Genomic DNA, 22,610 nt, shown 5'->3' with positions numbered 1-22,610 from the left:
GCATGCGTGCCGCCCGGGCGGCACGGGTGGGCGCAGCGGCGCCCCGCAGGCGCGGGCAAGCTCGACGCCCACCGGCCCGGAGCAGCACAGGGCGCCCCTGAGAGCGGAGCGGGTCCCGCACCCACCAGCGGGCACGCGCCACCCGGGGAGCAATGGGGCAGCCCGGCCCCGCACGCCTCAGCCGGCGGCGGCACTCCGCTCCTCGCCGCTACGCCGGCACCCTCAGTACCGGGAGCAGTCGCGACGGCCCGCTGTGCAGCAGCCACGGGGGGAGCAGGGCCAAGGGGTTCAGGTAGGTCTCGCCGGTCAGCAGGCCCCAGTGCAGGCAGGTGGTGGGGCAGTGCGGGGGCGCCGCCTCCACCGTGCCGACCACGTCGCCCGCGTCCACCTCGTCCCCCTCGCGCACCGACGGGACCACCGGCTCGTACGTCGTGCGGAGCTCCGTCCCCGCCAGTCGCACCGCGACCACGCCCCGCCCCGCCACCCGCCCCGCGAAGGACACCCGGCCGGGCGCCACCGCCCGTACCGGGGCGCCGGCCGGCGCGTCCAGATCCACACCGCGGTGCCCGGGGCCGTACACCGTCGCCGGCGGCTCCCAGCCCCGTACCACCACCGGCCTCACCCCCACCGGCCAGGCGCGGGCGAGGGCCGGAACCGGCGCCCGCGAGGGCGCCGGGGGCGCGGGGGCGGGGGTGTCCGCGGAGGCCAGGGAGGTCGGCGCGAGTACCGCGAGACCGAGCACCAAGCCCGCCCACCCACCCGAATGCCGCATCGCTCGTCGCATGCCCGAACCCTCCCGTACCCACGTGATCCCGGCCGGGACCTGTGGACGACCGCCCGGTTGTGGGCAGCGGCGTCACCCGGTACCCCGCGGGTCCCGTACACTTCTTCTGGCGATCCGGGTCACCGGGTCGACTTCGCACGCCCCAATGCGGGTCTCGTCGGACGGTGTCCGTCGGACGGTCCGCATCAGCGCCCCTCGGTCCTTCGTGGCACCGGCGCGACGCGGGCGTCAGGCGCGACGGCCGACCGGCTGTCGCGGCACAACCGAGAAATTCAAGGAGATACGGCCATGGCCGTCGTCACGATGCGGGAGCTGCTGGAGAGCGGCGTCCACTTCGGTCACCAGACCCGTCGCTGGAACCCGAAGATGAAGCGCTTCATCTTCACCGAGCGCAACGGCATCTACATCATCGACCTGCTCCAGTCGCTGTCGTACATCGACCGCGCCTACGAGTTCGTCAAGGAGACCGTGGCCCACGGCGGCACGGTCATGTTCGTCGGCACGAAGAAGCAGGCGCAGGAGGCCATCGCCGAGCAGGCGACCCGCGTCGGCATGCCCTACGTCAACCAGCGCTGGCTGGGCGGCATGCTCACCAACTTCTCGACCGTCTACAAGCGTCTGCAGCGCCTCAAGGAGCTCGAGCAGATCGACTTCGAGGACGTGGCCGCCTCCGGCCTCACCAAGAAGGAGCTGCTGGTCCTCTCCCGCGAGAAGGCCAAGCTGGAGAAGACCCTCGGCGGTATCCGCGAGATGCAGAAGGTGCCCAGCGCCGTCTGGATCGTGGACACCAAGAAGGAGCACATCGCCGTCGGTGAGGCCCGGAAGCTGAACATCCCGGTCGTCGCGATCCTCGACACCAACTGCGACCCCGACGAGGTCGACTACAAGATCCCGGGCAACGACGACGCGATCCGCTCCGTCACCCTGCTCACCCGCGTGATCGCCGACGCGGTCGCCGAGGGCCTCATCTCCCGCTCCCGTGTCGCCACCGGCGACAAGGGCGAGAAGGCCGCGGGCGAGCCGCTCGCCGAGTGGGAGCGCGACCTGCTCGAGGGCGAGAAGAAGGCCGACGAGGCTCCGGCCGCCGAGGCCGAGAAGCCGGCTGAGGCCCCCGCCGCCGAGGCCCCCGCCGCCGAGGCCGAGAAGCCGGCCGAGGCTCCCGCCGCCGAGGCCGCTCCGGCCGCCGAGGGCGAGCAGGCCTGACGTCAGCGTCGACAGTGGGGGCGGTGAGGAATCGACCGCGCCTCAGGCGCGGAGAGTCCGCCCCCACTGTTCACCCGTAGGTCGGCACGCCGTCCGTGATCCACGGCTACAAGTGGACACGGACCGTGCTCATCTCCGATCTTTCGAAGACTTCGAGAAAGACTCACAGACTCATGGCGAACTACACCGCCGCCGACGTCAAGAAGCTCCGTGAGCTGACCGGCGCCGGCATGATGGACTGCAAGAAGGCGCTGGACGAGGCCGAGGGCAACGTCGACAAGGCCGTCGAGGCGCTGCGCATCAAGGGCCAGAAGGGCGTCGCCAAGCGCGAGGGCCGCTCCGCCGAGAACGGCGCCGTGGTCTCCATCATCGCCGACGACAACTCCTCCGGCGTCATCGTCGAGCTGAAGTGCGAGACGGACTTCGTGGCCAAGGGCGACAAGTTCCAGGCCGTGGCCCGGACCATCGCCGAGCACGTCGCGAAGACCTCCCCGGCCGACATCGAGGCCCTGCTCGCCTCCGAGATCGAGGCCGGCAAGACCGTCCAGGCGTTCGTGGACGAGGCCAACGCCAACCTTGGCGAGAAGATCGTCCTGGACCGCTTCGCGCAGTTCTCCGACGGCTACGTCACCGCGTACATGCACCGCACGATGCCCGACCTGCCCCCGCAGATCGGTGTCCTCGTCGAGCTGGACAAGCCGAACGCCGAGGTCGCCAAGGGCATCGCCCAGCACATCGCCGCCTTCGCGCCGAAGTACCTCGCCAAGGAGGACGTGCCGGCCGACGTCGTCGAGTCGGAGCGTCGCATCGCCGAGGAGACGACCCGCGCCGAGGGCAAGCCCGAGGCCGCGATCGCCAAGATCGTCGAGGGTCGCGTCAACGGCTTCTTCAAGGACGCCACGCTGCTCGGCCAGCCCTACGCGCTGGACAACAAGAAGTCGGTCCAGAAGGTGCTGGACGAGGCCGGTGTCACCCTGAAGCGCTTCACGCGCATCAAGGTCGGCATCTGAGTCCGTACCGCGATCGACGCGCGACCCCTATAGGGTCGACAGCAGTCGTCCGCGCACACCGCCGCACCCGGGCATGTGGCGGACGGCAGCAGATCTGACGAGGAGGCCATTGCCGCGCATGGGAGCGAAAAGCGACCCCAACCGGCAATGGCCTTCTTCGTATGTGCAACACGTGAAAGAGGCGGGATCTCCATGACCACCAAGGCCCAGAAGAGCGACGACGGCAAAGTACGCGGCCGGTTTCTGCTGAAGCTGTCCGGAGAGGCCTTCTCCGGGGGCGGGGGCCTGGGCGTGGACCCGGACGTGGTGCACAAGATCGCCCGCGAGATCGCGGCCGTCGTCCGGGACGGCGCCGAGATCGCGGTCGTCATCGGCGGCGGCAACTTCTTCCGCGGCGCCGAACTCCAGCAGCGCGGCATGGACCGCGCCCGCTCCGACTACATGGGCATGCTCGGCACCGTGATGAACTGCCTCGCCCTCCAGGACTTCCTGGAGAAGGAGGGCATCGACAGCCGGGTGCAGACCGCCATCACCATGGGCCAGGTCGCCGAGCCGTACATCCCGCTGCGCGCCGTGCGCCACCTGGAGAAGGGCCGCGTGGTCATCTTCGGCGCCGGTATGGGCATGCCGTACTTCTCCACCGACACCACCGCCGCCCAGCGCGCCCTGGAGATCGACGCCGAGGCGCTGCTCATGGGCAAGAACGGCGTGGACGGCGTCTACGACTCCGACCCCAAGGCCAACCCCGACGCGGTCAAGTTCGACGCCCTCGGCTACGGCGAGGTCATCACCCGGGACCTCAAGGTCGCCGACGCCACCGCCATCACCCTGTGCCGTGACAACAGCCTGCCGATCCTCGTGTTCGAGCTGCTCGCCGAGGGCAATATCGCCCGGGCCGTCAAGGGTGAGAAGATCGGCACGCTGGTGGGTGACCAGGGCAGCCGGGACTGACCGGCACACCCCGGGCGCCCGGGGTACGGCGCCTGTCCGGGGGACGGACGGGACGCACCCTGGCCGGGGGATGGACAATGTCCTGCCGGTCGGGAAACGTGCAGGAAGAAGACGCGACGCAGCCGGCCGCCGTACGACTTCAGGAACCGCAGCCGGGCCTTACTCAAGACACGCAGGAGCAAGTGGTGATCGAAGAGACCCTCCTCGAGGCCGAGGAGAAGATGGAGAAGGCCGTCGTGGTCGCCAAGGAGGACTTCGCCGCGATCCGCACCGGCCGTGCGCACCCGGCGATGTTCAACAAGATCGTGGCCGACTACTACGGCGCGCCGACGCCGATCAACCAGCTGGCCTCGTTCTCCGTGCCGGAGCCGCGCATGGCGGTCGTGACCCCGTTCGACAAGAGCGCGCTGCGCAACATCGAGCAGGCGATCCGGGACTCCGACCTGGGCGTCAACCCGAGCAACGACGGCAACATCATCCGCGTGGTGTTCCCCGAGCTCACCGAGGAGCGCCGCCGCGACTACATCAAGGTCGCCAAGGGCAAGGCGGAGGACGCCCGGGTGTCGATCCGTTCGGTGCGCCGCAAGGCCAAGGACGCCATCGACAAGCTGATCAAGGACGGCGAGGTCGGCGAGGACGAGGGCCGCCGTGCCGAGAAGGAGCTCGACGACACCACCGCGAAGTACGTCGCGCAGGTTGACGAGCTGCTGAAGCACAAGGAAGCGGAGCTGCTCGAAGTCTGATGAGCCACTCTTCCTGGGGGGCGCCGCCGACGGCGGGGCAGACCGGTTACTGGGGGCCCGCCGGCGGTGGGCCTGTCCAGGGGGCTGCCCCGGCGGGTCCCGCGTACGATGCGCCAGAGGCGCAGCAGACTCGCCCCATGCCCATCGTGCCCGACGTACCCGCACCCGGCGGAGACCAGGACGACGACCGGGGGGCCGCTCGGCTGAGCGGCCCCTTGTTCCGCGACGAGACGCAGAATCCGGAGCCCATGCCCGACGCCCCGCAGCCGGCGCCCGCGCCGCAGAAGAAGAGCGCGGGCCGCGACCTGAGCGCCGCCATAGGCGTCGGGGTCGGGCTCGGTGTGGTGATCATCGCGTCCCTCTTCGTCGTCAAGGCCGTCTTCGTCGGTGTCATCGCGGTCGCGGTGGTCGTCGGGCTGTGGGAGCTGACCAGCAGGCTGCGGGAGCGCAAGGACATCGGGGCGCCGCTGGTGCCGCTCGCGGTGGGCGGCGCGGCGATGGTCGTCGCCGGGTACGTCCGCGGCGCCGAGGGCGCGTGGGTCGCGATGGCGCTGACCGCGCTCGCGGTCCTGGTCTGGCGCATGACGGAACCGCCGGAGGGCTACCTCAAGGACGTCACCGCCGGCGTCTTCGCCGCGTTCTACGTGCCGTTCCTGGCCACGTTCGTCGCGATGATGCTCACCGCCGACGACGGCTCCTGGCGGGTCCTGACCTTCCTGCTCCTGACGGTCGTCAGCGACACCGGCGCCTACGCCGTCGGCTGGCGCTTCGGCAGGAACAAGCTCGCCCCGCGCATCAGCCCCGGCAAGACCCGCGAGGGCCTGCTCGGCGCCGTGGCGTTCGCCATGGTCGCGGGCGCGCTGTGCATGCAGTTCCTGATCGACGACGGCCGCTGGTGGCAGGGCCTCCTCCTGGGCCTCGCCGTCGCCGCCAGCGCCACTCTCGGGGACCTCGGCGAATCCATGATCAAGCGCGACCTGGGCATCAAGGACATGGGCACCCTGCTCCCCGGTCACGGCGGCATCATGGACCGCCTGGACTCACTGCTGCCGACGGCGCCGGTGGTCTGGCTCCTCCTGGTGCTGTTCGTCGGCTCCGCCTGAGCCTCCCCGCCTACGACGACGGGCCCCACCCTGGTCGCAGGGTGGGGCCCGTCGTCGTAGGCGGGGAGGCTCAGGAAGCGGTGCGGATGGCGGCGATGTCGAACTGGAGGCGGACCTTCTCGCTCACCATGGCCCCGCCCTGGGCGAGCCTGGCGTCGTAGGTCAGACCCCAGTCGCACCGGTTGATGGTGGTGGTGCCGTCGAAGCCGACGCGCTCGTAGCCGAACGGGTCCGTCACATGGCCGATGTAGGTGAGCTCGAGGTCGACGGGGCGGCTGACGTTCTTGATGGTGAGCTCGCCGCTCATCCGGTAGACGTCGTCGCCCGCGAGCCGCACGGCGTTGCTCGTGAAGGTCATCCGCGGGTACGTGGCCGCGTCCAGGAACTCGCGGCCCACCAGGTGGGCGTCGCGCTGCTCCACCCCGGTGTCGACGCTCGCCGTGTACATCACGATGTCGGCCCGGGAGCGGGCCGGGTCGCCCGCGTCGAAGTAGAGCCGGCTCTCGTACTCGGTGAAGGCGCCGCGCACCGTGGTCACCATCGCGTGCCGCACGGAGAACCCGATCCGGCTGTGCGCCGGGTCGATCGCCCACTCCCCGGTGAGGGACGCCAGACCGGGGTCGGGCAGGACGGCGGTGGCGCCGGACGCCGAGGCAGTGTGCGCGGCGGGGGAGGCGGACGCCTCCGGACGCCGCTGGAAGGGGGTGCGGCCGAAAAGGTTCATAGAGCACCTTGCTACGGCAGCGCGCCCGGTCCGGCAAGACCCGACCAGAAAACCCGACCGTTCACCCGCAGAACTTCACAGGTGCGGAGGGAGTCACTGCTCCGCAGCCGACGAGGCCGCACCGGCGCCGTGACGCCCGGACCCGCCTCGAAGGGCAGCCCGTGGCGGACGGGCTTCGTGAGCAACGTCTTCAACCCGAAGATCGCCGTCTTCTACACGGGTCTGCTAGGCCGCCGCCCCGGCGGGTCCGTCTGGCCCAGACGCCGTCGCGTCTGCTCGTCGGGCGTCCCCGACGGTGGCAATGTGGGAGTTGTGAAAGCTGAGGACAGCTCAGCCGGCATGTGGCAGCTACGGCGCTCGAACTACGCGCTGCTGCTGATTCCGATCGCCCTCATCGTGGTGATCACGGCGGTCGACCAGCTCGTGCCGGAGGACATCCACCTCGGCCCGCTGCTCGTAATCGCCCCCGCCATCACCGCCTCGTTCACCGGCGCCTGGCTCACCGGCGTGGTCGGCGCCCTGGCGGTGGCGGCGCAGGCCTACATCGGCTGGCACTTCGGCGTCCTCTTCTCCCGCAACGTGCTGGTCCAGATCCTCGCCCTGGCGGTGCTCTCGGCGCTGAGCGTGGTCTTCTGCCTGATGCGCGAGCGACGCCAGCGCCAGCTCGCCCAGGTGCGGTCGGTAGCCGAGGCCGCGCAGCACGGCCTGCTGTGGCCGCTGCCGGAGCGCATGGGCGCGCTGCAGATCGCCTGCCTGTACCTCGCCGCCGAGGACGAGGCGAAGATCGGCGGCGACCTCTACGCGGCCACCCGCGTCACCGGCGGCGTGCGCCTCATGATCGGCGACGTCCGGGGAAAGGGGCTGTCCGCCATCGGCGAGGCCGCCCTCCTCCTCGGCGCCTTCCGCGAGGCCGCGCACCGGCACGCCACCCTCCCCGACCTGGCGGCCACGCTGGACCACAGCGTGACCCGCTACCTGGCCGACTTCGAGCCGACCGCGGAGGCCGGCGAGCGTTTCGCGACCATGCTGCTGCTGGAACTCCCCGACGACGACCACACCATCCGGATGATCAGTTGCGGCCACCCCCCGCCGCTGCTGCTCAGCCCGACCAGCGCCCTCACGGTCCCGAGCCTGCACCCCGCGCCGCCACTCGGGACCACGGAGACGGGACCGGAGGCCTACGCCATCGACACGGCCTCCTTCGAGCCCGGCGACACACTCCTGCTCTACACCGACGGGGTCATCGAGGCCCGCGACCGTGACGGCCGCTTCTACCCCCTGGAGACGCGCGTCGCCCGGTGGAACACGAGCGGCCCCGAGTCGCTGCTCCACCACATCCACCGCGATCTGCTCTCCCACACCCGCGGCCGCCTCAACGACGACGCCGCCCTCGTCGCCCTCCACCGCCACTCGGACCGCCAGGCACACCGCCGCCACGGCCGCGTCATCCACTCGAGCGGCTTCGGCCACACCCCGTGAGGGGTCGCGCCCGGCGAGAAGCCCGTCGTCACCGGGCCCTGTCGCCAGGGCCGGCCACCGACGACGGCCCCGGCCGGCGACGGCCCCGGGTCACCCGATTGGATCTGCGACACTGGTACCACCATGCCCAAGCCCGGAGAACTCACTTTCGTCGCCCCCCGCGGAGCCAAGAAGCCGCCGCGGCATCTCGCTGATCTCACGCCCGCCGAGCGCAAGGACGCCGTGGCCGAGATCGGTGAGAAGCCGTTCCGTGCCAAGCAGCTTTCGCAGCACTACTTCGCGCGGTACGCGCACGACCCGGCGGAGTGGACGGACATCCCCGCCGCCGCGCGCGGCAGGCTGCAGGAGGCGCTGCTGCCCGAGCTGATGACCGTCGTGCGGCATCTGTCGACCGACCAGGGGACGACCCGCAAGACGCTGTGGCGGCTGTTCGACGGCACGCTCGTGGAGTCCGTGCTGATGCGGTACCCGGACCGGGTCACCATGTGCATCAGCTCGCAGGCCGGGTGCGGGATGAACTGCCCGTTCTGCGCGACCGGGCAGGCCGGTCTGGACCGGAACCTGTCCACCGCGGAGATCGTGCACCAGATCGTGGACGGGATGCGGGCGCTGCGGGACGGAGAGGTGCCCGGCGGGCCGGCGCGGCTGTCCAACATCGTCTTCATGGGGATGGGCGAGCCGCTCGCCAACTACAAGCGGGTCGTGGGCGCCGTCCGGGCGCTGACCGACCCCGCTCCCGACGGGCTCGGGCTGTCGCAGCGCGGCATCACCGTGTCGACGGTCGGGCTGGTCCCGGCCATCCACCGGTTCTCCGACGAGGGCTTCAAGTGCCGGCTCGCGATCTCCCTGCACGCCCCCGACGACGAGCTGCGCGACACCCTCGTCCCCGTGAACACGCGGTGGAAGGTGCGTGAGGTGCTGGACGCCGGGTTCGAGTACGCCGAGAAGACCGGGCGCCGGCTGTCCATCGAGTACGCGCTGATCCGGGACATCAACGACCAGGCCTGGCGCGGCGACCGGCTCGGCCGGCTGCTGCGGGGCAAGCCCGTCCACGTCAACCTCATCCCGCTGAACCCGACGCCGGGCTCGAAGTGGACCGCCTCGCGGCCCCAGGACGAGAAGGCGTTCGTGGAGGCCATCGCGGCCCATGGTGTACCGGTCACGGTCCGGGACACCCGGGGGCAGGAGATCGACGGGGCCTGTGGTCAGCTCGCGGCCACCGAGCGATAATCTGGCCACGTCGAAACATCTGCATATTCCGACAGGGGAGCGCCACAGCGCTGAGAGTGCGGCAACCGGGCCGCAGACCCTCTGAACCTCGCCCAGGTCATTCTGGGTAGGAAGTTCGGTCTTCACTCGAGCTGTTGCGCCCTGCCCGGGACTCCCTCGCGGAGCCCGGGCAGGGCCGCGTCTCTTCCTGGCCAACCCCAGGAGGACATCCAGTGCACAACAAGACCCTCGTGGCCGCGGCCGCCGGGCTCGGCCTCCTCGCCCTGCCCGTGCTGACCGGGTGCGGCTCGGGCGACGCCAAGGGCTCCGCCGCGGACTCCAGGACCGTGACCCTCGTCAGCCACGACTCGTGGCTCGTGTCGAAGAGCGTCATGAAGGACTTCGAGCGGAAGTCCGGGTACAAGGTCAAGGTACTCAAGAGCGGCGACGCCGGGCAGGCCGTCAACAAGGCGCTGCTGACCAAGGACAACCCGCAGGGCGACGTCTTCTTCGGCGTCGACAACACCCTGCTCTCCCGCGCCCTCGACAACGGCCTCTTCCAGTCCTACCAGCCGAAGGACGCCGGGAAGGTGCTGCCCCAGTACCGCGTCGACCAGGGCAAGCACCGCGTCACGCCCGTCGACACCGGTGACATCTGCGTCAACTACGACAAGGCCTACTTCAGCGAGCACGGGCTGACCCCGCCGCAGTCCTTCGCCGACCTGGCCGAGCCCGAGTACAAGAACCTCCTCGTCACCGAGAACGCCGCCACCTCCTCGCCGGGCCTCGGCTTCCTGCTGGGCAGCGCCGCGAAGTTCGGCGACGACCACTGGCAGGACTACTGGAAGAAGCTGAAGGCCAACGGCGTCAAGGTCGTCGACGGCTGGGAGCAGGCCTACTACCAGGAGTTCTCCGGGTCGTCGGAGGGCCGGAAGGCCGGCGGCGACCGGCCGCTGGTGGTGTCGTACGCCTCCTCGCCGCCCGCCGAGGTCATCTACGCGAAGAAGCGGCCCAGTACCGCCCCCACCGGGGTGTCCCAGGGCACCTGCTTCCGGCAGACCGAGTACGCGGGCCTGCTGAGCAACGCGAAGAACACCAAGGGCGGCAAGGCGTTCCTGGACTTCCTGCTCACCAAGGAGTTCCAGGAGGACATGCCGCTCAACATGTTCGTCTACCCGGTACGCGAGGGCGCGGCGGTGCCGCCGGACTTCGCGAAGTACGGGCCGCAGGCCAAGGACCCCGAGACCATGGCCCCCGGCACCATCGCCGCCAACCGTGACAGCTGGGTCAAGTCGTGGACGTCGCTCGTACTGAGGTAGCGGCGCGCAAGGGCACCGCGCGCGGGAGCGCGGCGCGGCTGGGGCTGATGGCCCTGCCCGTCGCGTTCTTCGCCGTGTTCTTCGCCTGGCCCGTCGCCGCGATCGTGTCGCGCGGGCTCAAGGCGGACGGCGTCTGGCAGTTCGGACGGATCGCGGACGTCGTCACCCAGCCGGACATCCGGCACGTGCTGTGGTTCACCACGTGGCAGGCGCTCGCCTCCACCGCGCTGACCCTGCTGCTCGCCCTGCCCGCCGCCCATGTCTTCGCCCGCCTCGACTTTCCCGGCAAGCAGCTGCTCCGGGCCGTCGTCACGGTCCCGTTCGTGCTGCCGACCGTCGTCGTCGGCACGGCGTTCCTCGCGCTCGTCGGACACGGCGGCCTGCTCGACGACCTGTGGGGCGTACGGCTGGACACCACCGTGTGGGCGATCCTGCTGGCGCACGTCTTCTTCAACTACGCGGTCGTCGTACGGACCGTCGGCGGGCTCTGGGCCCAGCTCGACCCCCGGCAGGAGCAGGCCGCGCGGATGCTGGGCGCCTCCCCGCTGACGGCGTGGCGGAAGGTGACCCTGCCGGCCCTCGCGCCCGCCGTTGCCGCCGCCGCGCTGATGATCTTCCTGTTCACCTTCACCTCCTTCGGTGTGGTGCAGATCCTCGGCGGCCCCACGTTCTCCACCCTGGAGGTGGAGATCTACCGGCAGACCTCGGAGCTGTTCGACCTCTCCACGGCGGCCGTCCTGACCCTCGTGCAGTTCGTGGCGGTGGGCGCGATCCTCGCCGTGCACGCCTGGACGGTACGGCGGCGCGAGAGCGCCCTGCGCCTGGTCGACCCGAAGGTGACCGCCCGCCGGCCGCGCGGCGCGGGGCAGTGGGGGCTGCTCGCCGGGGTCCTGCTCACCGTCGTGCTGCTGCTCGTGCTGCCGCTCGCCGTCCTCGTGCAGCGCTCGCTGGACGCGCCCGGCCTCGGCTACTACCGGGCGCTGACCGACGCCGACGGCGGCACCTTCCTGGTGGCGCCGCTGCACGCCGTGTGGACCTCCCTGGAGTACGCCGTCGCCGCCACCGCCATCGCCCTGGTGATCGGCGGTCTCGCCGCCGCCGCGCTGGCCCGCCGGGACGCGGGACGGCTGGTGCGCGGCTTCGACGCCCTGCTGATGCTGCCGCTCGGCGTCTCCGCCGTCACCGTCGGGTTCGGCTTCCTCATCGCCCTGGACCGGCCCCCGCTGGACCTCAGGCAGTCCTGGATCCTCGTGCCGCTCGCCCAGGCGCTGGTCGGCGCCCCCTTCGTGGTGCGGACCATGCTGCCCGTGCTGCGGGCGGTGGACGGCCGGCTGAGGGAGGCGGCGGCCGTGCTCGGCGCCTCGCCCTGGCGGGTGTGGCGGGAGGTCGACCTGCCGCTGGTGCGGCGGGCGCTGCTGATCGCGGCCGGGTTCGCCTTCGCGGTGTCCCTGGGCGAATTCGGGGCGACCGTCTTCATCGCGCGCCCCGACAACCCGACGCTCCCGGTCGCCGTGGCCCGGCTGCTGAGCCGGCCCGGCGAGCTCAACTACGGTCAGGCGATGGCCCTGTCCACGATTCTGATGGTGGTGTGCGCCGCCGCGCTGCTGCTCCTGGAGCGGCTGCGGACGGACCGGACGGGGGAGTTCTGATGCTGCTGAGCCTTGAGGCCGCGACCGTGCGCCTGGGCGGACGGCCCGTGCTCGACGCGGTCGGTCTCGACGTCGCCGAGCACGAGGTGGTGTGCGTGCTCGGGCCCAGCGGCAGCGGGAAGTCCACGCTGCTCAGGGCGGTGGCCGGGCTCCAGCCGCTGGACTCGGGGCGGGTGCTGCTCGACGGCCGGGACCAGGCGGGCGTGCCGGCGCACCGGCGCGGTGTCGGCCTGATGTTCCAGGACCACCAGCTCTTCCCGCAGCGGGACGTCGGCGGCAACGTCGCCTTCGGGCTGCGGATGCACGGAGTCGGCAAGGGCCGTCGGGACGCCGAGGTGGCGGAGTTGCTGGAGCTGGTCGGTCTGCCGGGGGCGGCCGGGCGGGCCGTGGCCGGGCTGTCCGGTGGTGAGCAGCAGCGGGTGGCGCTGGCCCGGGCGCTCGCGCCCCGGCCCCGGCTGCTGATGCTGGACGAGCCGCTGGGCCAGCTCGACCGCTCGCTCCGGGACCGTCTGGTCGTCGAACTCCGGCAGCTCTTCGACCGGTTGGGCACCACGGTGCTCGCCGTGACGCACGACCAGAGCGAGGCGTTCGCGCTGGCCGACCGGGTGGTGGTGATGCGGGACGGGCGGATCGCCCAGTCCGGCACGCCGCTGGAGGTGTGGCAGCGGCCCGCGGACGAGTTCGTGGCCCGCTTCCTCGGCTTCGAGAACGTGGTGCCCGCGACCGTCTCCGACGGCGCGGCGGACACCCCCTGGGGCAAGCTGCCCGTCCCCGACGGATCGTCCCAGGGCGACCGGCCGCTGCTGGTCCGGCCCGCCGGTGTGCGGCTCGTGGCCGCCGACGAGGGCCTGCCCTGCGCGGTGACCGCCCGCACCTTCCGGGGCACCCATGTGGCGGTACGGCTGCGGCCCCTGGACGGCGGCCCGCCCCTGGAGGCGGCCTGCGCGCTGCGGGCCGCGCCGGAGCCCGGGGCCGAGCTGGGCGTCGCGTTCGACGTGGCCGAAATCGTCGTGCTCGGGTGATCACCGTGTGCCTAGGGTGAGGGCATGACCTTGCTCGCACATGACCGGTACTGCGACGAAATCGAGCTGCAGGTGCGGCAGTTGAGAGCCGTGGTGACCTCCGGCGCCGATCTCGCCGCCACCGTGCCCACCTGCCCGGAGTGGTCGCTGGAGGACCTGGTGCGCCACATGGGCGGTGCCCTGCGCTGGGTGGACACCCTGGTGCGCGCCCGGGCGCAGGAGAACATCCCGCTGGAGCGGGTGCCCTCCGGGTCCGGGCCCGAGGAGCGGGGCGACGCGGCCGCCCTGGACAAGTGGCTGGCGGAGACGGGCGAGTTGACCGTGGCCGCACTGCGTGAGGCGGGGGCCGGCACGGCGGTGTGGACGTGGGCGGGAAACCTCGACTCCGGCTTCTGGGCGCGGCGCATGGCCCACGAGATCACCGTGCACCGCGCCGACGCGGCTCTCGCGGCGGGCCTGCCCTACGACGTGGCGCCCGACATCGCCGCCGACGCGGTGGACGAGTGGCTCCAGCTCGTGGAGTGGGTGCAGCGGAACGCGGCCCATCCGGCGGCGGCCGAGCTGCGCGGCCCGGCCCGCAGCATCCACCTGCACGCCACGGACGCCGGACCGGAGCTGAACGCAGAGTGGATCGTCGAGCTGGGCGAGGAGGGGGTCCGCTGGCGCCGCGGCCACGAGAAGGCCACCGTCGCCCTGCGCGGCCCGCTCACCTCGGTGCTGCTCGCCTTCTACCGGCGGCTGCCGCTGGACGCCCCCGGTCTCGAAGTGCTGGGCGAGCGCGCGGTGCTGGAGTTCTGGCTCGAGCGGACCAGCTTCGGCTGAACACGACCGCGGCCCGCCCCCCGGGGATACGGGGACGGGCCGCGGTGTTGCACGAGCGGTGTGCGAAGTCGGGCGTCAGCCGCCGTTCTTCGCCCCACGGCGGCGCATGCCGAGGAAGACGGCGCCACCGCCGACGACGACCAGCGCGCCGGCGACACCGGCGATCATGCCGGTGTTGGAGTTGGCGCCGGTCTCGGCGAGGTTCGAGTCGCCGGCCGCCGGGGACGGCGCGTTGTTCGAGGTGCCGGCCGGGGCGGTGCTGCTCTCCGACGCCGACGGAGCCGGCGTGGCGGACTCCGCCGGAGCGGACGGGGACGGCTTCTCCGACGGGCTGGCCGGCGCGCTCGGGGAGGAGGACTCCTCCTTCTTGCAGGCCGTGGCCGGGGTGGTCAGACCGCCCTTGATGTCCTCGTCGACGTTGAACCGGTCCGTCTTGACGTGGATGCGGTACGTCGCGTTCGGCTTCCAGTCCTCCTGGAAGGTCACCGTGGTGCCCTCCTTGGAACCCTTGACCACCTGCGGCTGGCCGACCGGCGTCTCACCGGCGTCGGTCTTCACGAACACCGTGATGGTGGCCGGGGTGCCGGAGCCGTCCTTGTCGGTGACGACGATGACGCCCTTGTCGCCGTCGCACTTGGCTTCGGCGGAGAACTCACTGATGTTGCATGCGAGCGCCTGGCCGGCGACACCGAGCGCCAGCGCGGCGGTGGCGGAGGCGACACCCAGGATGCGCACGGAACGACGTGCGTTACGGCGAGTTATGGACACGTTTGTCCTTTACAGAGTGCATAACTGCGGGGGGTAACGGGGGAGTTGGACCGCGGGATGAGACGCGGTCCCAGCACCCCCAAGAGACACACAGGTCTATAAGCGTTCCATAAGAAGTGTCAATGCATATGCCCCGCAAGCCTGTTGACTTTGCCTGCTTATTACATGTGGAGACGTTTCAGCGCCGCGGGAGCCTGCTCGATCCGGTCAACGAGGCTGATTCGGGACTCCATTGCCCGGCCCTCGGCCAGCGACCGCAGCAGTGGCCACGCGGGCAGCCGCCGTGTCCAGTGCTCCTCGTCCACCAGCACCATCGGCGTGGGCCCGCCCCGGGACTCGTAGTAGTTCGGCGTCGCGTTGTCGAAGATCTCCTGCACGGTCCCGGCCGCGCCCGGCAGGAACACCACCCCGGCGGTGGAGCGGGCCAGCAGGCCGTCCTCGCGGATGGCGTTGGTGAAGTACTTGGCGATGTGCGCGGCGAAGGCGTTCGGCGGCTCGTGACCGTAGAACCAGGTGGGGATGCCCACCGACTCGCCGCCGCCGGGCCAGCGGGTCCGCACCTCGAAGGCGGCCCGCGCCCAGTCGGTGACCGACGGCCGGAAGGACGGCGCCTTGGCGAGGAGCACGAGCGCCTCCTCGAGCATGCCGTCGGCGAAGGGCGCGGCGTACGCGCCGAGGTTCGCCGCCTCCATCGCGCCGGGCCCGCCACCGGTGGCGACCGTGAAACCGGCGCGCGCCAGCTCGCGGCCCAGCCGCGCCGCGCCCGCGTACTCGGTGGTGCCGCGGGCCATCGCGTGCCCGCCCATGACGCCCACCACCCGTGCGCCGGCGAGGAGTTCGTCGAGCGCGTCGGAGACCGAGTCGTCGTGGACGGCGCGCAGCATCGAGGCGAAGACGTCGCCGTCCGCCTTGGTGTGCTGGAACCAGGCATAGGCCCGCGCGTCGGGCGTCGCCTCGTAGCCGTCGTCGAGCGACGCGAACAACTCGTCGGGCGTGTAGGCGAAACCGCGGTACGGATCGAAGGGGAGGCCCGGTATCGGCGGGAAGACCAGGGCGCCGGCCGAGCGGACGTGCGCGGCGGCCTCGGGCTCCATCGGGCAGCCGAGGAAGACGGCGCCCGCGGTGTCGGCGGTGAGCAGCTCGTCCGTACGGGCCGTCAGATCGACCGCCTGGACGCGGAATCGGGTCAGTGTGCCGTGCGCGGCGACCACCTCGTCGAACTCGGCGAGGGACTCGATCTCACGGTCGTGGGCGGCTCGGTTCGGCTGGGCGGGTGTCTGATCCACCCGCCCATGCTAGGCGTGCGCCCGCGCGTGCCCGGCCGACGGGTTCAGCCCTGGACGGCGGCCGGGTCCATCCACATGACCTCCCAGCTGTGGCCGTCGAGGTCGTCGAAGGCGCGGCCGTACATGAAGCCGTGGTCCTGGGTCTCGCCGCTCGCCGAGCCGCCGGCCGCGATCGCCTTCTCGACCAGCTCGTCCACCTTCTCGCGGCTCTCCGCGCTCAGGCAGATCAGCACCTCGCTCGTCGTGGTGGAGTCCGCGATCTCCTTCTTGGTGAAGTCGGCGTAGCGCTTCTTGCTCAGCAGCATCGCGACGATCGTGTCGCTGATCACCACGCAGGCGCAGTCGTCGGTGCTGAACTGCGGGTTGATCGAGTAGCCGAGTTCGGTGAAGAACTTCTTCGACGCCTCGACGTCGTCGGTGGCCAGGTTCACGAAGATCATCTGCTGGTACACGGGGTGCCTCCCTGGGCTGCGGTCGCTGCTGTCGTGGGTTGGACACCGGACGGCGGGAAAACTCATCGCCGGGCGGCGGGATTTTTTTCCGCCCGGCTCCGGGGCGGGCGCTCAGCGGGCCGCGGCGGGCGCCGCGAGGTGCGCGAGCGCCAGCGTGAGCGGGCCGAACAGCGCCAGCAGGGCGGCCGCGCGCAGCGCGGCGGCGGTGCGCAGCATCCCCGCCGGGGCGCCGAGCCGCAGCAGGGCGGCGGTCGTCTCGGCACGGCACTGACGGGCCTCGACGGCGGCCGTCAGCAGGGTCGACACGGTGCAGCCGGTGACCACGATCGCGGCGAGCGCGGTGAGCGGGCCGGGGGACGCGGCCGGGCCGCCGTACAGGACGGTCACCGCGTAGGCGGCCGAGGCGGCCGCGCAGGCCACGCCGAGCGGCCGGCCGATCCGGGGGGCCTCCGCCATGAGCACGCGGCCCGCCAGCAACCGGAGCGCTCCGGGGTGGGTGGACTGCAGCAGGCGTCCGCAGAGGTGGGTGAGGCCGGGGGCGGCGAGCACCAGCCCGGCCGCCATGAGCACCCAGCCGGCCAGGACGGCCATGGTCCCGGCGGGCAGGTGGGTGAGGGCGGCGGTGGCCGGGGGCCGGCCGGAGTAGGCCTGCACGGCGAGCCCGGCGGCGACGGCCGCGACGCCCCAGGGCAGACCCGCGGGGGCGGTGGCCGGGGACGGCCGGCGGCCGGAGGCGTGGGCTTCGCCGGCCGCCGGGACGCCGGCCTCGTGCACGTCCGTGCCGTTGACCTCCGTGACCTCCGTCCCGTTCACCTCGGCGCCGTGCGGCTCGGGATCGGTGACCGCCGTCGTGGTGGTTCCGTCGGCCGGGGGCCGCTCCGCGCCCCGCTTCGACTCCGCTGGTGTGCGCAGCCGTGCCCCGAACCTTCCGTACGCCCCGAACGTCTCGCGCGGAGCCGGGTGGCCGTACGCGCCGAAGCGGCCGAGGGCGCGCGGGGCGCCGGCCGGGGGGCGCGGGTCACGGGGGCGCAGAGCGGCCGCGACGGTCACGGCGGCGAGCGCCGGGACCGGGGTCAGCAGGGTGAGCGCCGCCGCCAGCGGCAGGGGCTGGTCCGTGGCGAGGAACCGGGCCGCCGCGCCGTGGAGCGGCGCGCCCGCCAGGTCGCCGCGCAGTTGCAGGAAGACCAGCAGGGCCACCAGCGAGCCCAGCCCGCAGGACAGGACCGTGGTCACGACCGAGACCGCCATCAGCCGCGCCGGGCCGAGCCCCACGGCCGACAGCCCAGGACGCGGCCTGGTGCCGGGGTCCGTGCGGGCCACGGCGAGCGCGAGGTGCACGGTGGCCGCGAGCGGGACCAGGCACCAGGCCAGCCGGGGCACCGCCGCGCCCGGCGCCCCGGGGTGGGCCAGCGCGTAGCCGAGGGAGGACAGCAGGAGGAACGAGGTGCCCGCCGAGGCGGCGGCCACCAGCAGCCGGCGCAGCTGTACGGCGGGCCGGGCCGCGCGGGTCAGACGGAGAGCGAGCACGCGGCCCGGCCTTCCGTCTCCGCCGCCTCCGGCAGCGGCACGGTCCGCACCCGCCGCCCGTCCAGCAGCGAGACGGTGCGGTCGGCGAGCGCGGCGGTGTCCGCGTCGTGCGTGGCGAGGACGACCGTGATGCCGTGCGAGCGGGCCGCCGTGGTGAGGGTGCGGAGCACGTGCGCCCGGTCACCGCGGTGCAGCGGGGCGGTCGGCTCGTCCGCGAAGAGGACCGTGGGCCCCGGGGCGAGCGCGCGGGCGATGGCCACGCGCTGGCGTTCGGCCTGCTGCAGCTCCCGCGGGTACCTGCGCGCGTGCTCGCCGGCGTCCAGGCGCTCCAGCCACTCCAGCGCGGCCACCTTGGCGCGCCGGCGGCCGGTGCCGCGCAGCATCAGGGGCAGCGCGGTGTTCTCCCAGACGTTCAGCTCGGGTACCAGGACCGGCGCCGGTTCGACCCAGCCGAAGTGGTCGCGGCGCAGCCGCTCGCGGGCCGCCGGGCCCATGGTGTGCACGGGCGAGCTGTTGAACCAGACCTCGCCGTCACGCACCGGGAGGAGCCCGGACAGGCACCGCAGCAGGGTCGTCTTGCCGCTGCCGCGCGGGCCGGCGACGGCCAGGATCTCGCCCACCCGCACGCCGAGCGAGACCCCGGCGAGGCCGGGGGAGCCGTCCTGGTGCCTGAAGTGCAGGGTGCGTGCCCACAGCACGTCGTTGTCCGGCGGGGCCTCCATGGCGTACACCTCGGTTCTGAGCCGTTTTCCCGTGCCTGATCGCTCGTCCGGGTGAACGAAGGCAGGGCCGATCGGTCACTGGCACGCTAGGCAGCCCGCCGCGGGAGCCCGGACAGCACACGGCCCCGGGCCCCCGTTCTCACTCGAACGGGTGGCACCGGGGCCGGTGTTGATCATCCGGTCGGATGATCCGGGCTCGCGCCGGAGGCTCAGAGCTTCGTCCACGCCTCCGTGAGGGTGGCGCGCAGGATCTGCTCGATCTCGTCGAACGTCTCCTGGTTGGAGATCAGCGGCGGGGCGAGCTGGATGACCGGGTCGCCGCGGTCGTCGGCACGGCAGTACAGGCCGTTGTCGAACAGCGCCTTGGAGAGGAAGCCGTACAGGACGCGCTCGGTCTCCTCGTCGTTGAAGGACTCCTTGGTGTGCTTGTCCTTCACCAGCTCGATGCCGTAGAAGAAGCCGTTGCCGCGGACGTCGCCGACGATCGGCAGGTCGTGCAGCTTCTGCAGGGTCTTCAGGAAGGCGCCCTCGTTGTCCAGCACGTGCTGGTTGAGGCCCTCGCGCTCGAACAGGTCGAGGTTGGCCAGGCCCACGGCCGCGGAGACCGGGTGGCCGCCGAAGGTGTAGCCGTGCAGGAAGGTGTTGTCGCCCTTGTAGAACGGCTCGGCGAGGCGGTCGGAGACGATGCAGGCGCCGATCGGGGAGTAGCCCGAGGTCATGCCCTTGGCGCAGGTGATCATGTCCGGGACGTAGCCGAACTTGTCGCAGGCGAACGTCGTGCCCAGGCGGCCGAAGGCACAGATGACCTCGTCGGAGACGAGCAGGACGTCGTACTGGTCGCAGATCTCGCGCACCCGCTGGAAGTAGCCGGGGGGCGGCGGGAAGCAGCCGCCGGCGTTCTGCACCGGCTCCAGGAAGACCGCGGCGACGGTGTCGGGGCCCTCGAAGAGGATCTGCTGCTCGATCTGGTCGGCGGCCCAGCGGCCGAAGGCCTCCGGGTCGTCGCCGAAGAGCGGGGCGCGGTAGATGTTGGTGTTCGGCACCTTGTGCGCGCCCGGCACCAGCGGCTCGAAGGGGGCCTTCAGGCCCGGCAGACCGGTGATGGACAGGGCGCCCTGCGGGGTGCCGTGGTAGGCGACCGCGCGGGAGATGACCTTGTACTTGGTGGGCTTGCCGACCAGCTTGAAGTACTGCTTGGCGAGCTTCCAGGCGGTCTCGACGGCCTCGCCGCCGCCGGTGGTGAAGAAGACCTTGTTCAGGTCGCCGGGGGCCTCGTGGGCCAGCCGCTCGGCCAGTTCGACGGCCTTGGGGTGGGCGTAGGACCACACCGGGAAGAAGGCCAGCTCCTGGGCCTGCTTGGCGGCGGTCTCGGCGAGCTCGGTGCGGCCGTGACCGGCCTGGACCACGAACAGGCCCGCGAGACCGTCGAGGTAGCGCTTGCCCTTGTCGTCGTAGATGTAGGTGCCCTCGCCCCGGACGATGGTCGGGACGGGGGAGTTCTCGTACGAGGACATGCGGGTGAAGTGCATCCACAGGTGGTCGTACGCGGTGCGGCTGAGGTCCTTCTCGGTCACGGTTATCGGGTTCCCCACATGTAGGTCTGCTTCTTGAGCTTCAGGTAGACGAAGCTCTCGGTGGAGCGCACGCCGGGCAGCGCCCGGATGCGTTTGTTGATGACGTCCAGCAGGTGGTCGTCGTCCTCGCAGACGATCTCGGCGAGGATGTCGAACGAGCCCGCGGCCATCACCACGTACTCGACCTCCGACATGCCGGTCAGCGCGTCCGCGATCGACTCGACATCGCCCTCGACGTTGATCCCGACCATCGCCTGCCTGCGGAAGCCCACGGTGAGCGGGTCCGTGACGGCGACGATCTGCATCACGCCCTGGTCCAGCAGCTTCTGCACCCGCTGGCGCACGGCCGCCTCGGACAGGCCGACGGCCTTGCCGATCGCGGCGTACGGCCGGCGGCCGTCCTCCTGGAGCTGCTGGATGATGGCGAGGGAGACGGCGTCCAGCTGGGGGCTGTTGCCGTTCCTGGACTCGCGGGGCGAGTCCCTCTGGTCTGCGCTTCGACTGGCCACGGCCTCACTGTGCACGACGTCTCGACAGTTTTGCAAGGCCGTCGCGATGAATTTCGTTGTTTACGAGTCCAAACCTTGCGGATTTCGCAGAACGCATGGCGGCGGGGGTGTTGAAAACGTGGGTGTGCCGATTAGGGTGGGGTGTCTCAGTCTTCGGACAGCCGGAGCGGCTGGCCGGGCTGAAGAGCACGAACCCTCGAACCAGATCAGGAGGCCGGCAGTGAGCACCGAGCTGCGTCGTCTGCGCAACTACATCGACGGTGAGTTCCGGGACGCCGCCGACGGACGGACCACCGAGGTGGTCAACCCCGCGACGGGCGAGGCGTACGCGACCGCGCCGCTGTCCGGTGAGGCGGACGTGGACGCCGCCATGGCGGCCGCCGCCGCGGCCTTCCCGGCCTGGCGCGACAGCACCCCCGCGGAGCGCCAGAAGGCCCTGCTGAAGATCGCCGACGCGTTCGAGGAGCGCGCCGAGGAGCTGATCGCGGCCGAGGTGGAGAACACGGGCAAGCCCACCGGGCTGACCCGCTCCGAGGAGATCCCGCCGATGGTCGACCAGATCCGCTTCTTCGCGGGCGCGGCCCGGCTGCTCGAGGGCCGCTCGGCCGGTGAGTACATGGACGGGATGACCTCGATCATCCGCCGCGAGCCGGTGGGCGTCTGCGCCCAGGTGGCGCCGTGGAACTACCCGATGATGATGGCCGTGTGGAAGTTCGCCCCGGCCATCGCCGCGGGCAACACGGTCGTGCTGAAGCCCTCGGACACCACCCCCGCCTCGACCGTGCTGATCGCCGAGATCCTCGGCTCGATCCTGCCCAAGGGCGTCTTCAACGTCGTCTGCGGCGACCGCGACACCGGCCGCCTGATGGTCGAGCACCCGACCCCGGCGATGGCCTCCATCACCGGCTCGGTCCGGGCCGGCATGTCGGTCGCCGAGTCCGCGTCGAAGGACGTCAAGCGCGTCCACCTCGAGCTGGGCGGCAAGGCCCCGGTCGTGGTCTTCGAGGACACCGACATCGCCAAGGCGGTCGAGGACATCTCCGTGGCGGGCTTCTTCAACGCCGGCCAGGACTGCACCGCCGCGACCCGCGTCCTGGTCCACGAGTCGATCCACGACGAGTTCGTCTCCGCGCTGGCCAAGGCCGCCGCCGAGACCAAGACCGGGCAGCCGGACGACGAGGACGTCCTCTTCGGCCCGCTGAACAACCCCAACCAGCTCAAGCAGGTCGCCGGCTTCATCGAGCGGCTGCCCGCGCACGCCAAGGTGGAGGCCGGCGGCGAGCGGGTCGGCGACAAGGGCTACTTCTTCGCCCCGACCGTGGTCTCCGGCCTGAAGCAGGACGACGAGATCATCCAGAACGAGGTCTTCGGCCCGGTCATCACCGTGCAGTCCTTCGCGGACGAGGACCAGGCCGTCGAGTGGGCCAACGGCGTCGAGTACGCCCTCGCCTCCTCGGTGTGGACCAAGGACCACGGCCGCGCGATGCGCATGTCCAAGAAGCTCGACTTCGGCTGCGTGTGGATCAACACCCACATCCCGCTGGTCGCCGAGATGCCCCACGGCGGCTTCAAGAAGTCCGGCTACGGCAAGGACCTGTCGGCGTACGGCTTCGAGGACTACACGCGCATCAAGCACGTGATGACGTCGCTCGACGCCTAGCCTCCCGGCGCCTGAGCCGCGGCCCCGGACGGGACACCTCCCCGCCCGGGGCCGCGCGCTTGTGTGCGGCGCCTTCGAGGCCGGTGGACAGGGT

The 22,610-nt window shown here is 71.6% G+C and carries 21 protein-coding genes and 1 riboswitch; of the genes, 12 read left to right on the top strand and 9 right to left on the bottom strand.

The annotated features are described in order from the left end of the window. Positions 1-208: 208 nt before the first annotated feature. Positions 209-784, bottom strand: a complete 576-nt coding sequence (locus ACFYU0_RS28640) for a peptidoglycan DD-metalloendopeptidase family protein (RefSeq protein WP_389304893.1) — start codon at positions 782-784, stop codon at positions 209-211. 288 nt (positions 785-1,072) lie between these two features. On the opposite strand from ACFYU0_RS28640, the gene rpsB reads away from it, so the two are divergent. The 5 genes from rpsB (at position 1,073) to ACFYU0_RS28615 (ending at position 5,794) form a co-directional block, all read left to right on the top strand. Beyond that, complete coding sequence (gene rpsB / locus ACFYU0_RS28635) at positions 1,073-1,987, top strand: 30S ribosomal protein S2 (protein WP_351664293.1); 915 nt, start codon at positions 1,073-1,075, stop codon at positions 1,985-1,987. A gap of 173 nt (positions 1,988-2,160) precedes the next feature. Further along, positions 2,161-2,997 (top strand): translation elongation factor Ts, encoded by an 837-nt coding sequence (gene tsf / locus ACFYU0_RS28630; RefSeq protein WP_351664291.1) that lies wholly within the window; start codon positions 2,161-2,163, stop codon positions 2,995-2,997. A 192-nt stretch (positions 2,998-3,189) separates the two neighbouring features. Then, positions 3,190-3,948 (top strand): UMP kinase, encoded by a 759-nt coding sequence (pyrH, locus tag ACFYU0_RS28625; protein ID WP_351664289.1) that lies wholly within the window; start codon positions 3,190-3,192, stop codon positions 3,946-3,948. Between the two features lie 185 nt (positions 3,949-4,133). Beyond that, complete coding sequence (gene frr, locus ACFYU0_RS28620; protein ID WP_067041614.1) at positions 4,134-4,691, top strand: ribosome recycling factor; 558 nt, start codon at positions 4,134-4,136, stop codon at positions 4,689-4,691. Then, complete coding sequence (locus ACFYU0_RS28615) at positions 4,691-5,794, top strand: phosphatidate cytidylyltransferase (RefSeq protein WP_351664287.1); 1,104 nt, start codon at positions 4,691-4,693, stop codon at positions 5,792-5,794. The genes frr and ACFYU0_RS28615 overlap by 1 nt, the downstream gene beginning before the upstream one ends. 70 nt (positions 5,795-5,864) lie before the next feature. On the opposite strand, the gene ACFYU0_RS28610 is transcribed toward ACFYU0_RS28615, so the two are convergent. Further along, positions 5,865-6,518 carry a YceI family protein gene (locus ACFYU0_RS28610; protein WP_351664285.1) on the bottom strand — a complete coding sequence of 218 codons (654 nt, stop codon included), beginning with the start codon at positions 6,516-6,518 and terminating at the stop codon, positions 5,865-5,867. Between the two features lie 339 nt (positions 6,519-6,857). On the opposite strand from ACFYU0_RS28610, the gene ACFYU0_RS28605 reads away from it, so the two are divergent. The 6 genes from ACFYU0_RS28605 (at position 6,858) to ACFYU0_RS28580 (ending at position 14,018) form a co-directional block, all read left to right on the top strand. Then, complete coding sequence (locus tag ACFYU0_RS28605) at positions 6,858-7,997, top strand: PP2C family protein-serine/threonine phosphatase (protein WP_351664283.1); 1,140 nt, start codon at positions 6,858-6,860, stop codon at positions 7,995-7,997. Between the two features lie 123 nt (positions 7,998-8,120). Then, positions 8,121-9,227 (top strand): 23S rRNA (adenine(2503)-C(2))-methyltransferase RlmN, encoded by a 1,107-nt coding sequence (gene rlmN / locus ACFYU0_RS28600; RefSeq protein WP_389304888.1) that lies wholly within the window; start codon positions 8,121-8,123, stop codon positions 9,225-9,227. A 23-nt stretch (positions 9,228-9,250) separates the two neighbouring features. Next, positions 9,251-9,358, top strand: a riboswitch (TPP riboswitch). An 81-nt stretch (positions 9,359-9,439) separates the two neighbouring features. After that, positions 9,440-10,525 carry a thiamine ABC transporter substrate binding subunit gene (locus ACFYU0_RS28595; protein WP_389304885.1) on the top strand — a complete coding sequence of 362 codons (1,086 nt, stop codon included), beginning with the start codon at positions 9,440-9,442 and terminating at the stop codon, positions 10,523-10,525. 47 nt (positions 10,526-10,572) lie between these two features. Continuing rightward, on the top strand, positions 10,573-12,174 hold the full coding sequence (locus ACFYU0_RS28590; protein ID WP_389305149.1) for an ABC transporter permease: 1,602 nt from the start codon (positions 10,573-10,575) through the stop codon (positions 12,172-12,174). Next, complete coding sequence (locus ACFYU0_RS28585) at positions 12,174-13,196, top strand: ABC transporter ATP-binding protein (RefSeq protein WP_389304883.1); 1,023 nt, start codon at positions 12,174-12,176, stop codon at positions 13,194-13,196. Before ACFYU0_RS28590 ends, ACFYU0_RS28585 begins: the two co-directional genes overlap by 1 nt. Before the next feature lie 24 nt (positions 13,197-13,220). Then, entirely contained in the window at positions 13,221-14,018 is a 798-nt protein-coding gene (locus ACFYU0_RS28580; protein WP_351664275.1) for a maleylpyruvate isomerase family mycothiol-dependent enzyme, read from the top strand. Positions 14,019-14,093: 75 nt separating this feature from the next. Here the strand turns inward: ACFYU0_RS28580 and ACFYU0_RS28575 are convergent, their stop codons facing one another. From ACFYU0_RS28575 to ACFYU0_RS28545, 7 genes are all read right to left on the bottom strand, one after another. After that, positions 14,094-14,786 carry an LAETG motif-containing sortase-dependent surface protein gene (locus ACFYU0_RS28575; RefSeq protein ID WP_389304881.1) on the bottom strand — a complete coding sequence of 231 codons (693 nt, stop codon included), beginning with the start codon at positions 14,784-14,786 and terminating at the stop codon, positions 14,094-14,096. 161 nt (positions 14,787-14,947) lie between these two features. After that, a complete protein-coding gene (locus ACFYU0_RS28570) occupies positions 14,948-16,072 on the bottom strand; it encodes an LOG family protein (protein ID WP_389304879.1) in 1,125 nt (374 codons plus the stop codon). 44 nt (positions 16,073-16,116) lie between these two features. Then, on the bottom strand, positions 16,117-16,524 hold the full coding sequence (locus ACFYU0_RS28565) for a VOC family protein (protein ID WP_351664272.1): 408 nt from the start codon (positions 16,522-16,524) through the stop codon (positions 16,117-16,119). A 111-nt stretch (positions 16,525-16,635) separates the two neighbouring features. Further along, positions 16,636-18,051, bottom strand: a complete 1,416-nt coding sequence (locus tag ACFYU0_RS28560; RefSeq protein ID WP_389304877.1) for a hypothetical protein — start codon at positions 18,049-18,051, stop codon at positions 16,636-16,638. Then, the gene (locus tag ACFYU0_RS28555; protein WP_351664268.1) at positions 18,033-18,773 is read right to left on the bottom strand and encodes an ATP-binding cassette domain-containing protein; all 741 of its coding nucleotides are present in this window, start codon (positions 18,771-18,773) and stop codon (positions 18,033-18,035) included. Before ACFYU0_RS28555 ends, ACFYU0_RS28560 begins: the two co-directional genes overlap by 19 nt. Positions 18,774-18,982: 209 nt before the next feature. Beyond that, positions 18,983-20,365 carry an aspartate aminotransferase family protein gene (locus tag ACFYU0_RS28550; protein WP_351664266.1) on the bottom strand — a complete coding sequence of 461 codons (1,383 nt, stop codon included), beginning with the start codon at positions 20,363-20,365 and terminating at the stop codon, positions 18,983-18,985. Then, positions 20,350-20,871, bottom strand: a complete 522-nt coding sequence (locus ACFYU0_RS28545; RefSeq protein ID WP_351664264.1) for an Lrp/AsnC family transcriptional regulator — start codon at positions 20,869-20,871, stop codon at positions 20,350-20,352. The genes ACFYU0_RS28550 and ACFYU0_RS28545 overlap by 16 nt, the downstream gene beginning before the upstream one ends. A gap of 205 nt (positions 20,872-21,076) precedes the next feature. On the opposite strand from ACFYU0_RS28545, the gene ACFYU0_RS28540 reads away from it, so the two are divergent. After that, positions 21,077-22,516 carry a gamma-aminobutyraldehyde dehydrogenase gene (locus ACFYU0_RS28540; protein ID WP_351664262.1) on the top strand — a complete coding sequence of 480 codons (1,440 nt, stop codon included), beginning with the start codon at positions 21,077-21,079 and terminating at the stop codon, positions 22,514-22,516. Positions 22,517-22,610 lie beyond the last annotated feature (94 nt).

This window comes from Streptomyces sp. NPDC003720, assembly GCF_042875075.1.
In the GTDB taxonomy this organism is placed as follows: Bacteria; Actinomycetota; Actinomycetes; order Streptomycetales; family Streptomycetaceae; genus Streptomyces.
The sequence above is the reverse complement of the archived record's forward strand: the minus strand, read 5'-3'. Positions and strand labels throughout refer to the sequence as shown.

Coding starts and splice junctions, on each gene's coding strand:
- ACFYU0_RS28640 (WP_389304893.1), bottom strand. CDS start 784: ATGCGACGAGCGATGCGGCATTCGGGTGGGTGGGCGGGCTTGGTGCTC.
- rpsB (WP_351664293.1), top strand. CDS start 1,073: ATGGCCGTCGTCACGATGCGGGAGCTGCTGGAGAGCGGCGTCCACTTC.
- tsf (WP_351664291.1), top strand. CDS start 2,161: ATGGCGAACTACACCGCCGCCGACGTCAAGAAGCTCCGTGAGCTGACC.
- pyrH (WP_351664289.1), top strand. CDS start 3,190: ATGACCACCAAGGCCCAGAAGAGCGACGACGGCAAAGTACGCGGCCGG.
- ACFYU0_RS28615 (WP_351664287.1), top strand. CDS start 4,691: ATGAGCCACTCTTCCTGGGGGGCGCCGCCGACGGCGGGGCAGACCGGT.
- ACFYU0_RS28610 (WP_351664285.1), bottom strand. CDS start 6,518: ATGAACCTTTTCGGCCGCACCCCCTTCCAGCGGCGTCCGGAGGCGTCC.
- ACFYU0_RS28605 (WP_351664283.1), top strand. CDS start 6,858: ATGTGGCAGCTACGGCGCTCGAACTACGCGCTGCTGCTGATTCCGATC.
- rlmN (WP_389304888.1), top strand. CDS start 8,121: ATGCCCAAGCCCGGAGAACTCACTTTCGTCGCCCCCCGCGGAGCCAAG.
- ACFYU0_RS28590 (WP_389305149.1), top strand. CDS start 10,573: ATGGCCCTGCCCGTCGCGTTCTTCGCCGTGTTCTTCGCCTGGCCCGTC.
- ACFYU0_RS28585 (WP_389304883.1), top strand. CDS start 12,174: ATGCTGCTGAGCCTTGAGGCCGCGACCGTGCGCCTGGGCGGACGGCCC.
- ACFYU0_RS28580 (WP_351664275.1), top strand. CDS start 13,221: ATGACCTTGCTCGCACATGACCGGTACTGCGACGAAATCGAGCTGCAG.
- ACFYU0_RS28555 (WP_351664268.1), bottom strand. CDS start 18,773: ATGGAGGCCCCGCCGGACAACGACGTGCTGTGGGCACGCACCCTGCAC.